At 65.5% G+C, this 12,853-nt stretch carries 13 protein-coding genes and 1 tRNA gene; 7 read left to right on the top strand and 7 right to left on the bottom strand.

The annotated features are described in order from the left end of the window. Positions 1-8 precede the first annotated feature (8 nt). From ACVZTU_RS15405 to ACVZTU_RS15395, 3 genes are all read right to left on the bottom strand, one after another. Complete coding sequence (locus ACVZTU_RS15405; protein WP_434591660.1) at positions 9-488, bottom strand: RDD family protein; 480 nt, start codon at positions 486-488, stop codon at positions 9-11. A 230-nt stretch (positions 489-718) separates the two neighbouring features. Continuing rightward, positions 719-791: transfer RNA gene (locus ACVZTU_RS15400), tRNA-Lys, on the bottom strand. A 143-nt stretch (positions 792-934) separates the two neighbouring features. Continuing rightward, positions 935-1,873, bottom strand: a complete 939-nt coding sequence (locus ACVZTU_RS15395) for a hypothetical protein (RefSeq protein ID WP_434591657.1) — start codon at positions 1,871-1,873, stop codon at positions 935-937. Positions 1,874-2,048: 175 nt separating this feature from the next. Between ACVZTU_RS15395 and ACVZTU_RS15390 the strand changes: the two genes are divergently transcribed. From ACVZTU_RS15390 to ACVZTU_RS15380, 3 genes are all read left to right on the top strand, one after another. Then, positions 2,049-2,636: a hypothetical protein gene (locus tag ACVZTU_RS15390; protein ID WP_229663966.1), complete on the top strand. Its 588-nt coding sequence runs from the start codon at positions 2,049-2,051 to the stop codon at positions 2,634-2,636. 340 nt (positions 2,637-2,976) lie between these two features. Continuing rightward, positions 2,977-3,597, top strand: a complete 621-nt coding sequence (locus tag ACVZTU_RS15385; RefSeq protein WP_101543807.1) for a DUF47 domain-containing protein — start codon at positions 2,977-2,979, stop codon at positions 3,595-3,597. A gap of 3 nt (positions 3,598-3,600) precedes the next feature. Continuing rightward, positions 3,601-4,614, top strand: coding sequence for an inorganic phosphate transporter (locus tag ACVZTU_RS15380; protein WP_181270785.1), 1,014 nt, complete (start codon positions 3,601-3,603; stop codon positions 4,612-4,614). A gap of 104 nt (positions 4,615-4,718) precedes the next feature. On the opposite strand, the gene ACVZTU_RS15375 is transcribed toward ACVZTU_RS15380, so the two are convergent. Then, positions 4,719-5,177, bottom strand: a complete 459-nt coding sequence (locus ACVZTU_RS15375) for a DUF4383 domain-containing protein (RefSeq protein ID WP_229663967.1) — start codon at positions 5,175-5,177, stop codon at positions 4,719-4,721. Positions 5,178-5,299: 122 nt separating this feature from the next. Here ACVZTU_RS15375 and ACVZTU_RS15370 point away from each other — a divergent pair, with 122 nt between their 5' ends. From ACVZTU_RS15370 to ACVZTU_RS15360, 3 genes are all read left to right on the top strand, one after another. Beyond that, positions 5,300-6,838, top strand: coding sequence for a sensor histidine kinase (locus ACVZTU_RS15370; RefSeq protein WP_259357368.1), 1,539 nt, complete (start codon positions 5,300-5,302; stop codon positions 6,836-6,838). After that, a complete protein-coding gene (locus tag ACVZTU_RS15365) occupies positions 6,835-7,473 on the top strand; it encodes a response regulator transcription factor (protein ID WP_181270783.1) in 639 nt (212 codons plus the stop codon). Before ACVZTU_RS15370 ends, ACVZTU_RS15365 begins: the two co-directional genes overlap by 4 nt. 119 nt (positions 7,474-7,592) lie before the next feature. Next, positions 7,593-8,726 carry a hypothetical protein gene (locus ACVZTU_RS15360; RefSeq protein ID WP_482400768.1) on the top strand — a complete coding sequence of 378 codons (1,134 nt, stop codon included), beginning with the start codon at positions 7,593-7,595 and terminating at the stop codon, positions 8,724-8,726. An 85-nt stretch (positions 8,727-8,811) separates the two neighbouring features. Here the strand turns inward: ACVZTU_RS15360 and ACVZTU_RS15355 are convergent, their stop codons facing one another. Further along, a complete protein-coding gene (locus ACVZTU_RS15355; RefSeq protein WP_139468085.1) occupies positions 8,812-9,372 on the bottom strand; it encodes a dihydrofolate reductase family protein in 561 nt (186 codons plus the stop codon). Positions 9,373-9,499: 127 nt separating this feature from the next. Here ACVZTU_RS15355 and ACVZTU_RS15350 point away from each other — a divergent pair, with 127 nt between their 5' ends. Then, positions 9,500-10,138 (top strand): winged helix-turn-helix transcriptional regulator, encoded by a 639-nt coding sequence (locus ACVZTU_RS15350; RefSeq protein ID WP_139468086.1) that lies wholly within the window; start codon positions 9,500-9,502, stop codon positions 10,136-10,138. Positions 10,139-10,207: 69 nt separating this feature from the next. Here the strand turns inward: ACVZTU_RS15350 and ACVZTU_RS15345 are convergent, their stop codons facing one another. Continuing rightward, entirely contained in the window at positions 10,208-11,980 is a 1,773-nt protein-coding gene (locus ACVZTU_RS15345) for an ABC1 kinase family protein (RefSeq protein WP_229663994.1), read from the bottom strand. Positions 11,981-12,148: 168 nt separating this feature from the next. Continuing rightward, entirely contained in the window at positions 12,149-12,706 is a 558-nt protein-coding gene (locus ACVZTU_RS15340; protein ID WP_139468088.1) for a PadR family transcriptional regulator, read from the bottom strand. Between the last annotated feature and the right edge of the window lie 147 nt (positions 12,707-12,853).

The raw sequence follows: 12,853 nt of genomic DNA, 5'->3' as shown, positions 1-12,853 counted from the left end.
AGCCGGATCTACCAGACCTGTGGAGCCCTGCGGTAATAGACGTCGATCGGATCCAGGTCCAGCGTCGGTGCGTCGAAGATCGTCCAGATGAGGAGAACGACCGTGATCGGGAAGAACGCGATCGCCAGATAGCGCGTCGTGCCCCTCCAGAATCCGACGCGTCTGCCGCTGTGCTTGAGCGTGACGACTCCGCACAGCGCCTGGCCGGGGGAGACGGTGCAGCCGTAGAGGGCTCCGAACACCAGTGCCATCAACGGATAGCTGGCGAGAGCAACTCCAGTAGCAGCATCGAGCGAGATGATTTTGATCCCGGCGAGGGCAATGGCGACACCGACGACCGTACCGGTGCAGAAGAGGACGAAGATCGCGTCGAGGACCCTCGCCCACCAGCGCCGAACCAATGGCGCCGGGGTCAGCGGACTGCGGTTGCGCCAAGGACCAGGGCCGTTGACGGCAAGCCCAGCTTGGGCGCGGTAGTTCGAACTCATTGTGCGTATCCTTCTCGCTGCTGACCGGTCGATGACTCCGACTCTATGCGGTTGCCGGCCCGCAGGGGGTGTTCGTCAGGCAACATCCTGTGCCAGTTCCGGTACAACCCTTCTCGACCGTCCGCGGTCGGTGGGAGAACTGAATCGTCTGCTGAAAATCTGCTGAAAATGATGCACCCCCGAAGCTCGCAGCTTCGGGGGTGCCATGTATCATGCCTGGTCAGGCTAGGTGGGCCCCGTGGGGATCGAACCCACGACCCGCGGATTAAAAGTCCGCTGCTCTACCAACTGAGCTAGAGGCCCCGCCCCATCACAAGCGCAGTACACAGGCCTGTTGACGCATGATGGAGACGAACCAATAGTAGAGGTTCGCGCCCGAATTACTCAAACCAGGAACCGCCGTCGGGAGGGAGTCCGTCGACTTCCTCCCGACGAAGCTCCGCGGCTCACTTCTCCAGTCCGCGCCGATCCTCAGCGGTGTACGTACGAGGCAGACCGTCAGGGGCCTCGAGTTCTTCGGGATCCGTGGGCTCGATGACGTCGGACTCGATGGCCTTGTTCTTCTTGACCTTCCCGAGCAGGGCACGGATATTGCTCAGGCCCGCGAGCAGCTTCCGATCCTTCTTCGGCGCAACGTACTCGGGGTCGGTCTCGATGGGGAAGACCGTCGGCGCAGCACCGAAGGCCTCCTTCGATTCCCCAGCGACCTTCCGCGCCATCTGCGCATTCACCACGGCACCGATGACAGCGCCGACGCCGAAGGGCAGCAGCCGACCGACCAGCGATCCGCCAGCACGGGCGGCGAACTTGCGGATGAAGGTCTTGCGCAGCTTGCGCACGAGCAGATCGACCAGCGGGGCCGGAAGCTGCTTGGTCACGGTGGCGCCCCAGCTGCCGAACATCGACTCCACGCCGCCGTTCTGCTTGCCGAACTTCTGGATGAGGTTCTTCCCGTCCTTGCCCAGCATGAGGCCGAGCACCAGGGCGTTCGCCCGCTTGGCATCGGCCACCGGCAGTCCGTGGATCTCTGCGATGGCCTGCGCAAACAGTGCAGTGCCTTCCAGGAAGCCAGCGGTCTCGACGCTGGCGACACCCAGCGCGGCCGTCGTGCCCAACCCCGGAACGGCGGCGGTCGCACCGACCGCGGCTCCGCCCGAGGTCGTCAGGGTCAGATAGTGCCGGCGAATGATCGTGATGAGCTCTTCGGGGGTCGCGTCCGGATGCCGGCGGCGCAGACTGCGCACATAAGCCAGGGCGACGGGCCGCTGCACGGACAGCAGACGCGACAACATCGACTGGGCGCGGGGATTGAGGGTCCCATCGTCATTGACTGCCAACTTCGCAGCCTTGTCGAGACCCTTCTTCGCCACTGATGATTTTGCCACGAGAGTTCCTCCTCGTTTCGGTCACTCGCGACTGCCGGTCGCAGTCACGAATCAGACCCAAGTTTAATAGCGTCCGTTGTGAGTCCCGGGAGCAGAACCTGACCGTGCGGCGAAAGCCCGAATGTGCTCCACGTCCTAGTCCGCGCACCCTGACAGGGACTAAACTGCCCTGACCATGTCACAGCGCGCATTCCACCGTCCCGTTCCCCTGGCCGACCTCGACTCCGTCGGTGCCGTCGACGATCCCGTCGCCCGTTCGGAGACCTCGCACGCCACCGCGGCACTGCTGCTCGGCGATGCAGAGGGAAACCGCGACGAGGCTGCCACCAGGCGCTTCGTCGAACTCGCCGATGACATCGGCTTCGAGATCATCGCCGAGATGTGGTCAGCCGCTCCCGCCGTCTCCGCACCCGGCGCACTGTGGCGCCTCTACGCCCTGCGCCAATGGATCAAGTCCGCACCTCGCGAACTCGCCGAGATGTTCTCCGACGGCCAACGCCGCGTCACCGAGGGCATCGGCTACGACGAGATCCTCGCCGGCGTCGAACTGCCCGCCGGACCCGACGAAGTGGCCCACGCCATCGACGAGATCCTCGTCGGCGCCTTCCGCGGTGACGTCGTCATTGCGCTGCTGCGCGCCTCCGCCTTCGTCGGCATCTGCGCGGCAGGCGCCGACGACCACGACACCGCCGTCCGCCTGCGCCAGCTCTCCCAAGACCTGTCCGACGCCGCGGTCGCCCATCGCCGAGGCGGCCTCGACTGATCCTCAGCTCGCCGGCAATCCCCTCGCCGAGGCGGCCCCGCCCGACCGAATGAGCGTGGTCCCCGTAGGGACCGGATATTCCCGCCCGACCACGACATCGACTGTGAGATTCTCAACGGACGAAGAGCCGCCTCGGCGGTGGATTCATGAGCATGAACGAGTATCGTAGGGGGTGGCCTTCGGGCCACCGGACGCTGGATCGCTGAAGCCCCGGGCTCCAAATTCAGCCGCTCCGAGCGGCCTTCCGCCGAGAGGCGCTCTCGGTTCAGCGTCCGGCACATATCATTGAGGCATCATGCATATTCGTCCGGCTTGTCCGGGCCCCGGGCAGGAGGAGCGCATGCGGCTCAAGCGGGTACCGCAGGACAAGGTGTTCTATGAGCGGCTGTCCGATCTCGTCTCACAGATGCGGCAGTGCAACCTGGTGCTCGCCGAACTCTCCGGAATCGAAATCAGCGAACGCCGCGACGTCGCCGACCGCCTCCGCGAGATCGGGGACAGGGCCGATGAGGACATGGGCGCGATGCTCCGCGCACTGCGCGAGAACTACATCACCCCGTTCGACCGCAACGACCTCTACCTGCTCAGCCACCACATGCGCGATATCTGCCACCGGCTGCACGGAGTCGGCTACGTACTCGCCTCCGGAGCCTTCGACCCGCTGCCCTCCGGCGTCCCCGAGACCCTGGCCGTGCTGTCGAATCAGACGGACCACACCTCGCGGATGATCACCCGACTGCCGGGCAAGCTCGACCAGTGGGACTACGTCGACGCGATCAACCGACTGACCTACCAAGTCGAGAGCCTGCAGTGGCGGATGTCGGACGCGGTGCCGAACTCCAAACGGGGACTGACGTATATGGCGGCCGTGTCCCAACTCGGGCAGGCCTTCGTCCGGGCCGCCCACGGGTTCACCGAACTCGGCAAGGTCGTCGCAGCCATCGCGATCAAGGAGTCGTAGTCCGTGGAGCTGCTCTTGGCGGCAGTCGTCATCGCCGCGGTGATCTTCGCCGGCTCGAACGGATTCCACGATGCCGCACTGACCGTCGGCAACGCGGTCGTCGGGCGAGCGATGCGACCCGGCTGGGCGCTCAGCCTGGCCGTCATCTTCAACTTCATCGGTGCGCTCCTCGGTGAGGGAATCGCCATCGTCGTGGCCAACCAGATCGTGCTCTTCTCCGGTTCGACAGACCTCATCCTGACCACCTTGCTGATCGCCTTCGTCGCAGCGACGACGTGGAGCCTGTTCACCTACTATCTCGCGCTGCCTGTGTCGTCGACCCACTGTCTCATCGGCGGTCTGCTCGGCGCGGGAATCGTGTTCGGCTTCTCCGTCAACACCGGTGAAGCGATGGACTCAGTGGTGTGGCCGCTGGTGCTCTCACCGATCCTCGGGTTCATTCTCGCGTGGGTGCTCACGCTCATCCTGTCGAAGTCGCTCGCCTCCACTCCGCCCAAGCCGCTTTTCCGGGGTGCGCGCATGGTCGACTCCGTGCTCACGGCGGCCCTGTCGCTTGTCCACGGGGTCCAGGACGCGCAGAAGATCGCGGCCCTCGTCATGGTCGCCATTCTCGCCGTCGACACGCAGCAGCACGATGTCCTCTCCGTGGTCGACATCTCTTGGCCGGTGCGCCTCCTCATCGCCGCGGCTCTGGCTCTGGGCACCGGATTGAGCGGGTGGCGAGTGGTCCAGACACTTTCCGTGCGCATGGTCCGCCTCGATCCCCTCAAATCCTCCATCGCCGATGGCGCGGCCACGATCCTCATGTACACCGCAGCTCTGATCATGCGGGTTCCGGTGTCGCTGACCTTCGTCCTCGGCTCATCGATCCTCGGCACCCAATACGCCGGGCGCAAGGGCCACGCCAGAGCCCGGTACTTCGTGCCGATGTTCGCCGTCTGGCTCCTGACGATCCCGGCCGCCGCGCTGTTGGCCGTGGTGCTCGGGTGGATCGTCAAGGCCTCCGTCGGGCTCTGACAGGCCACCCGGTTCCTGCTGTTCGCTGACGCCGGAGCCGAGCCCGGGAGCGCGAGGCGCCCGGGCTCGGCTCTGACGAAATCGCTGACATCGGTGCCGACCAATCAGCCCCGAGGCTTCCGCCCGAATACGAAGCCGGTGGTGATCATGGCCGCGGCGAGGACAAAGTGCAGCCAGTTGTCGGCGGTGTTGAGCCCGACGAAGTTGCCCATCGACTCCATCGGAATCACCATTCCGTAGATCCACAGCACCGCATAGATGATTCCGCCGACGACGAGGTAGTTCTTCGCCAGCGCACGTGAGCGGAGTCCGAGCATCCCGACGACTCCGAAGAGCAGGTGGACGATGTTGTGGAGCACCGTGACCTGGAAGAGGCCGAGCAGTGCAGCGTCGGTGTGGTGTCCGGCGAAGCTGATCGAGCCGAGATTCGCGGTGATGCCCGGGACGAAGCCGAGGATCCCCACGAGCAGGAACACTGCGCCGAAGAGCCCGGAGACCATCTGCACCTGCGAACGCGCACCGCGTGCAGCGGCGGGCGACTGTGACGACATCGAGATATTCATGACGATCCTTTCCCAAAGATAGCTGGTATCGGTGATTCGGAGCAGATGCCGATTCGGATGGCCGACGGGCGAAACTTTCCGGCCGCCGTCTCATGTCGGCCCGCCGCTGTAGTCTGGTGGCAATGGGAGCTTGGGCGGCGAAGCTGTGGCGCAGACTGCTGGTCCTTCTGATCGGCGGGGTCATCGCCGTGCCCTATATTGCGGTCATCATCTGGGCCGTCTCCGCGTGGAACGAGGTCAGCGACCGGTCTCTGGCGTTCAGCATGCTCGCCTTCAGCGCCGTCGTCTTCGTGCTGTTGTGCATACCCGCGTTCCTTGCCGTCATCCGCGCACTCGAACGGACCCTGGCCGAGCAGCTCCTCGAACTGTCCATCCCCATCCCGCCGAGGCGGCCGACCTGGTCCGATCGCCTCCGCGGTGCCCTGTTCTACTTCGGCCACGCCTTCGCCGGTGCCCTGCTCCTGATCACGGTCGTCGTGGTCCTTCCTTCCGTGCTCCTGATGGTTGCGGACCCACAGCAGGCCTCGGAACTGTCGAACGGACTCCTCGGCATTGCGGGCTCCCCAGCCGGGGCGACTGCTGGATCGCCGGCCGGAAATGCCGATCCGTCGGCCGGCACCGGTGCCGAGTCCGTCGTCGTCCTGTCCGCCGGGCTCGTGCAGATCCTCGCACCCGTGATCCTGCTTCTCCTCACGGCCACGATCATCGCCGAAGGCTACTTCCTGCCTCACTACGCACAGATCCTGCTCGGCCCCTCGGCCGCTGACCGGGCTGAGCTCGCCGGGGCCGAGCGAGTCCGTCGGTTCCGTCGCACCGTCCTCGCCCGCGAAGTCCACGACTCGATCGGTCATGCCCTGACCGTGACGATGATGCAGGCAGCTGTGGCCAAACGTGCCCTGCACCAGGATCAGATACTCGCCGAGGCGGCCGTCGACGAGATCGCTCGCACCAGCCGTGAGGCGGTGGCCGAGTTGGACCATGTCCTCGCCCTGCTGCGTGCGGAGGCCGACGGCGCAGTCAGCGATGAAAGCACCGCAGGCGACGCCGACGCCCTTGGCGTTGCTGATGCCATCGATGGTGCCGATGCCCTCGATGGCGCCGAGAGCGAAGCAGTGGAGGGCGGAGAGCTCGCGGGGGACGGTGACAGCGGAAGTGCGGGGCCGCCTCGGCGAACAATGCTCGATATCACCCGATTGGCCGAGGAAGCCCGTGCGATCGGGCACCCCACCCGACTGACGGTCAGCGGGGATGCCACCGGACTGCCGCCGACCGTGGTCCACGAACTCCACCGGATCGTGCGCGAGGCGGTGACGAACTCGCTGCGGCACGCAACGACGCCCGGCCTCGATGTGGCCGTCGACATCGGCGCCGACTGCGTACAAGTGGTCACGCGCAATGCCGGCGCGGCCACCGGCCCGGTGCTCGGCTCATCGGAGAAGGGACGGGCCGAGGGGAAGGCGGCGGCTGACGCGAAAGCGGCGGGCGATGCGAAGGGGATTGCCGGTGCGAAGGGGGCGGCCGCCTCGGCGAGGCAGTCACGCGGACTCGTCGGCATCGGTGAGAGGGCTGCTCTGTTCGGTGGGAGCGCCGACTGGGGAATCGAGAACGGACAATGGATTCTGCAGGTGAGACTGCCGTATTCGGAGGGACAGATGCCATGACCATTTCGGTGATCCTCATCGATGACGAGCCTCTCGTGCGTGCGGGTCTGGCCGCGATCATCGACTCCGACCCGGGACTCGAGGTCGTCGGGGAGGGCGATGACGGGACGGAAGCACTCGATCTGGTGACTCGGCTGGATCCTGATGTCGTGGTGATGGATGTGCACATGCCCCACCTCGACGGATTGGAGGCAACGCGGCTGCTTATGAGCAGGCAGGAGCCGCCTCGGGTGCTCATCCTCACGACCTTCGACAGCGATGACTACGTCTTCGAAGCTCTGCGCGTGGGCGCTGACGGCTTCGTCCTCAAACGCGCTCAGCCGTCCGAACTCGTCCGGGCGGTGCATATCGTGGCCGGGGGAGATGCGCTGCTCTATCCGCAGAAGATCCGGGACATGGCAGCACGGTCTCACCGAGCTGTCGATGTGGTGAGTTCTGCTGGGCTGAGCAGGCGGGAACAGGAAGTCCTCACCCTCATGTCGAGAGGAATGAGCAACGCCGAGATCGCCGGGGAGATGTTCCTCGGGGCGGAGACGGTGAAGACCTATGTCAGTTCGCTGCTGTCGAAGCTCGGTGCCCGTGACAGGACACAAGCGGTGATCAAGGCTTTCGAATCGGGGTTCGTCGAGACCTGACCCCAAAGTGAGCAGGCGGGAGGGCCGTTCACCCGCCCAGTGTGCATTCACCCTCTCGGGAACCGGATTCACCCTTGTGGGGGAGCCCCCGGCGGGCCTTCGGGGACGAGCCTGGAGTCATGACACAGAAACAGCTCACTCACATAGTCAACCATCCGTCACCACAATCCGATCTCACCGTTCGCGCAGGACTGGCCGCCGCCTCGGCGTGGTCGCTCTTCCTTCTCGTCATGTCGGTCCTCTGGGGGTTGGGGATCGTCGCCTCACCCCTGGCCGGATCCGAGGAGTGGACGTTCACGTCGATGATCGCCGCACTCCCGGGACCGTTCGCGGGTCTCATCATCGGCTCCGTCTCCCTGCTCAGCTTTGTCGGCTCGGCGGCCCTGCTCACCGCGACCCGCCTGCGGCAGCGGCTTTTCGACAGAGGCGGGGCACGCGTTCTCGGGGTTGTCGTTCTGGCCTTCGCCGCCGTGGTCACGGTCATGCTCACCGACACCTTGCTGCTGGCCTACCTCGGCTATGCGCTCAGCCTGCAGTTCCCACCAATCCCGGCTCCGGTGATCTGGCAGGGAGTCATGCTGCTTGGTCCGCTGTTGTGGATCATCGTGTGGGCCGGTGCGGAGAAGACCAGTCGTCGGATTCACGAGGACAGTCATCGTCATTCGACCGAGACCGTTCATGTTGAGGATTCCGCCGCCGGTCACAGGCGTGCAAACGTTGACGGTACCGGACGCGTGGGGAGATCGACGTCGGTCACCGCAAGCGCGAAGATCGCCGTCGTCGTGGCGGTCATCGTGCCGGGCTTCTATGCCCTGACGCGGGTCCTCTGGGCCGTGGGAATTCCCTTCGGCCTGAGTGAAGGTCTCTACGACGAAGGCCAGCGTGTCGGACTCTGGCATTCGGGACTCGCGCTCGCCTTGGCCGCCATCGGTGGAATCCTGCTCACCCTCGGTCTCATCCAGAGATGGGGAGAGCGGCTGCCAACATGGCTTGGTCCTCTGGGCGGAAAGCGAGTGCCGATCACTCTGGCGACGATTCCCGCGACGATCGTGTCGCTGGCGATCTTCACCGGCGGAGTCGGCCTGGTGCGCACAATCTTCTCGGGGACCCCCGAAATCTTCGCCGACAGCTGGTGGGTGACGATCGGGCCGACGCTGCTCTTCCCGCTCTGGGCCGTGGCGCTCGGCTGGGCGACCTTCGCCTACCGGGAACGTCGGCTGGCTGCCGAGGCGGGTGCGTCCGGCGATGTCTGAGCTGTCTTTTCGAATCTTCGATGTCTCCTGCGGGCGGATCCACCTCGAATAAGCGGACGATCTCGAGGTGGATCCACCCGCTGGATCAGCCGGGGAACGGCCCGTAGGTGGCCAGCAGGTTGCCCTTGCTGGTCCGCTGCACGTCCTTGAGCTCCAAGCGAGTCGTCGTTCCACCCTCGAAGAGGGACCGTCCGCTGCCGGCGACGACCGGGTGGATGGCCACCGTCAGCTCGTCGACGAGGTTCGCTTCGACGAGCTGACGGACGATCGACATCGATCCCTCGACAGCGATCTTGCCGCCGTCGCCGGCTTTGAGCTCGCGGACGAAGTCGACGAGCTCGCCCTGGATGAGAGTCGAGTTCTCCCAGCTGAGATCGGCCTGCGACAGCGTTGTCGAGGCGATGTGCTTGGGAGTCGAGTTGATGAAGTCGGCGAACGGTGCGTCCTCGCCTTTTGTGTGGTTCGGCCAGTAGCCCTCCCACTCCTGATAGGTGACACGGCCGAGGAGGCAGTCGTCGACGCCGCCGATGGCCGTGGTCATCCACTCGCCCATCTCCTGGTCGAAGGAATCGAATTGGAAGTTGAACGGATCGGATGCGATCCCGTCGAGTGACTGGAACAGTGCGGCGATGACAGTGCGGGACATGGTGATCTCCTCATCGAGTTGTCGTGCGGGCCGTTGCGTTTCCTGAGGGCTGTGGTTCCGCAGCCCAGAAAGTTCAGAAAGTGAACTATGGTTTCAATAGTGAACTGATATTGCTATGCTGTCAACCATGAAGTCGTACGGACAATTCTGCGGTCTGGCTCGGGCAGCCGAGGTGCTGGGGGAACGGTGGTCGCTCATCATCCTCCGCGACCTCCTCGTCGGTCCGAAGCGCTTCAACGAGCTTCGACAGGGAAATCCCGGCATCCCCTCGAACCTGCTGACCACGCGGTTGCGCGAACTTGAGGCCGCCGAGATCATCGAGCGCGGCATCGACGGACGCAACGTCGTCTACCGCCTCAGCGACTACGGTTCGGATCTTAGTCCGGTGCTCATTGAGCTCGGCCGCTGGGGTGCACGGCGGATGGCTGAGCCCCGCGAGGGCGAGGTTCCGACGGACTCCTCTCTGGCCGCGGCTTTGCTGACCGCGCGCACCGACGCCCGAGTCCGACCCTTCACAGTCGAAATCACTGCCGGCCCCGCGACGGCTCATGCGACCGTGAGCGAGCGCGGTGTGGAGGCTGCGGAAGGGGCCCAGGCAGAAGCTGACCTGAGGATCGAAGGTCCCGGGCTGCGCGACCTGCTTGCCGATGGCGCAGCCGAAGCCGCACGAGAGGAAGGGGCGATCACGGTCGACGGCGACGAATCCCTGCTGGTCGATTTCGCCTCGGCCTTCCGTGCTCCCCGCGACGAACCAGCGGCCGGCTAGGAGGCAACGCCGCGTCGTCCTCGAACAGCTTGTCGCCGCTCCCTCGTCTGCGACGGTTCCGCCGACTCCTCACCTACGACGGTTCCGCCGGTCTGCCCGTCGGTGTCGCAGCAGAGTGACCAGGGCGTGGAGAAGCGCGGGTGCCGAGGCGATGAGCAGCAGAACGCCGCCAACCGTCATCACCGGCAGCAGGATCGACCCGCCGATGACGAAGCCGGTGAATAGAACGGCCGAGATCACGCCGCGCGCCAGCTGTTCGAGCCCTTCCACCCGACGATCGAGCTTCGGCGTCGACACCGTGAGCTCGCCGTCTTCGACCTTCGTGACCAGTGCGTCGAGGCGTCCGGGCAGGCTCAGGGTCAGACGCACGAGGTTGAGCGCCTCCTTCGTCGCCGAGCCGGCGACTCCTCCCGGTGAGTCGCTGATGAGGCCGCGTGCATAGGGTTCGACGACCTCCCAGATGTTGAACCGGGGATCGAGTGAGCTGCACAGACCAGAGACCATGGCGAGCGCACGGATGATGAGGAAGAGGTTCTCCGGCAATTGGACCGGAAGGTCGCGGACCACCGATTCGAAGTCCCTGGAGAAGGCCCGCAGCTCCTTTTCGTCGACCTCGCGCAGCTGAGCGAATCCCATCCCGCCGAACCGGGAGAAGAGCTCGGTCAGTGCGCGTTCGAGCTCCGCGGTGTCCGCGCCGTCGAGCAGCACCCCGATGAGTTCGACGCTCGTGACCAGGCGGTGGGAATCCCTGGTGGCCACGGCGATGATGAGTTCACGCAGCCCCGAGCGCAGATCCTCAGGAACGTGGCCCATCATTCCGAAGTCGACGAAGGTCAGGTGCCAGCCGACCCCCGCCGAGGCGGGATGCCCGGTCGAGGTGTGCGTTTCCCCTGTCGGCGGTGAGCCACCCATGTGCTCGGACGCCGGAGAGACACCCGAGCGTTCGACCGCTCCAGTTCGGTCGGGAGTGACGAAGATGTTGCCGGGATGGGGATCGGCGTGGAAGAAGCCGCCGCGGAAGAGCTGATCGAACATCGTGTGCGCGAACGCCGAAGCCACCTCGCGTGGATCGATCCCTGCCCGGCGCAGCGCCGCGACATCGTTGATCTTGATCGCCGAGACATCCTCCATGGTGAGAACCTGGGTCGTGGTCTGCCCCCAGACGATTCGCGGGGCCTGCGTCGGACCGGGCGAACCCGATGCCGAACGCTCGGCATCGTCCGCGAAGCGTGCGGCTTCGGTGGTGAACTGTTCCGCATTCGCCGCCTCGTGGAGGTAGTCGATCTCCTCGAGGCTGACATGGGCGAACTCCTCGACCAGCCCCGGCATATCGACCCGGCTGGCGATGAACCCGACGCGGGAGAGCCACCCTGCGATCCGGCGCAGTGTTCGCAGATCCACCTCGACGACGTCGGCGATGCCGGGGCGCTGGACCTTGACGACCACCTCGGTGAATCCGAGCTCGGCGGCCACATCCGGAGTCAGGGTGGCCGAATGAGCCTGGCCCAGTGATGCCGCGGCCAGCGGTCGGGGGTCGAAAGTGGCGAAGGCGGTGGTGAGTCGCATACCCAGCTGCGCCTCGGCGAGGGGCCTGATCCCGTCGAAGGGAACCGGCGATACTTCGTCCTGCAGGTCTGCCAGCTCTGCGGCGACCTCGGGCGGGAGGACATCCATGCGGGAGGAGAGGAACTGGCCCACCTTGATCATCAGCCCGCCGAGATCGATCGCCAGCGCCCTGAACTTCCTGGCGGTCGACTGCCAGCGCTCCACTCGTCGTCGGGCGGCCAGGCGACCCAGACCGATGCGAGGCAGGACGAGCTCGAACCACCAGGCCATGGCCATCTGGGCCGCGGCAAAGCGCAGGATCCGGGACGACCGGGACCGCAGCGCTCGCTTCCGGTCGGGAAGACCCTGGCCAGGGCCGACAGTGTCTGCTCCGCTGTGCTCACCGGCTTCTCGGCCGAGCTCATCCGGACTCACGTTTCTCTGTTCGGCTCCCGTCGACATCGCTCAGTCCCGAGCGAGGATCGAATACAGCCTGCGTTTGGTCTCTTCCAGCTCGGTGACCGCCTCTGCGACCTGCTCCTTGCTGCCCGAACGTCCGACCTGAGCGGCGGCCTGTGCCAACTCGACCCCGGCCTTGGCCAGTGTGGCCGCGCGCGGAGTCTCTCTCCTGCCGACCGATTCCCACGGGGCGGCGGAATCGGAGTCGGCCTCGACGTGCTCGCGTCCCGCCTCGGTGAGGGAATAGGTCTTGCGTCCGCTCGACGGCTCCGCATTGATGAGACCCTCGTCCGTGAGCAGCTGCAGCGTCGGATAGACCGACCCGGGGCTGGGCTTCCAGCTGCCGCCGCTGCGTTCCTCGATCTCCTGGATGATCTGGTATCCGTGCATCGGGGCCTCTGCCAGCAGCGAGAGGATTCCGGCACGGACGTCACCGCGGTTCATGCGGGCAGGCTGTTTGGGGGCGAAGGATGAGCGCAGCTGCTCGAACGCCTCCCAGATGCTAGCGCTGCCCCGGTCGCCGCCTCGGTGATGGGAGCTTCCGTGGGTGAATGGCTCGTTCATGATGACCTCCCTGGTCTGATGACACCGCAGTACCCCGCTGATTGCACGAAGTTCACTGCCCTGACGATATGTAACGATATATCGCCGATGTGTTGTCGGGAAGACCATGAGGTCGTCTGCGGAGGCAACTCACTGCGCGCGTTCAGG

The organism is Brevibacterium sp. OS20 (assembly GCF_056837565.1).
Note: the sequence above shows the minus strand (reverse complement) of the source record. Positions and strands in the feature narration are given on the sequence as shown.

Bases quoted from the DNA above. Each gene is read 5' to 3' on its own strand.
- ACVZTU_RS15355 (WP_139468085.1), bottom strand. From the start codon at position 9,372: ATGTCCCGCACTGTCATCGCCGCACTGTTCCAGTCACTCGACGGGATC.
- ACVZTU_RS15390 (WP_229663966.1), top strand. From the start codon at position 2,049: ATGTCACAGCGCGCATTCCACCGTCCCGTTCCCCTGGCCGACCTCGAC.
- ACVZTU_RS15375 (WP_229663967.1), bottom strand. From the start codon at position 5,177: ATGAATATCTCGATGTCGTCACAGTCGCCCGCCGCTGCACGCGGTGCG.
- ACVZTU_RS15405 (WP_434591660.1), bottom strand. From the start codon at position 488: ATGAGTTCGAACTACCGCGCCCAAGCTGGGCTTGCCGTCAACGGCCCT.
- ACVZTU_RS15365 (WP_181270783.1), top strand. From the start codon at position 6,835: ATGACCATTTCGGTGATCCTCATCGATGACGAGCCTCTCGTGCGTGCG.
- ACVZTU_RS15350 (WP_139468086.1), top strand. From the start codon at position 9,500: ATGAAGTCGTACGGACAATTCTGCGGTCTGGCTCGGGCAGCCGAGGTG.
- ACVZTU_RS15370 (WP_259357368.1), top strand. From the start codon at position 5,300: ATGGGAGCTTGGGCGGCGAAGCTGTGGCGCAGACTGCTGGTCCTTCTG.
- ACVZTU_RS15340 (WP_139468088.1), bottom strand. From the start codon at position 12,706: ATGAACGAGCCATTCACCCACGGAAGCTCCCATCACCGAGGCGGCGAC.
- ACVZTU_RS15360 (WP_482400768.1), top strand. From the start codon at position 7,593: ATGACACAGAAACAGCTCACTCACATAGTCAACCATCCGTCACCACAA.
- ACVZTU_RS15385 (WP_101543807.1), top strand. From the start codon at position 2,977: ATGCGGCTCAAGCGGGTACCGCAGGACAAGGTGTTCTATGAGCGGCTG.
- ACVZTU_RS15345 (WP_229663994.1), bottom strand. From the start codon at position 11,980: ATGGCCATGGCCTGGTGGTTCGAGCTCGTCCTGCCTCGCATCGGTCTG.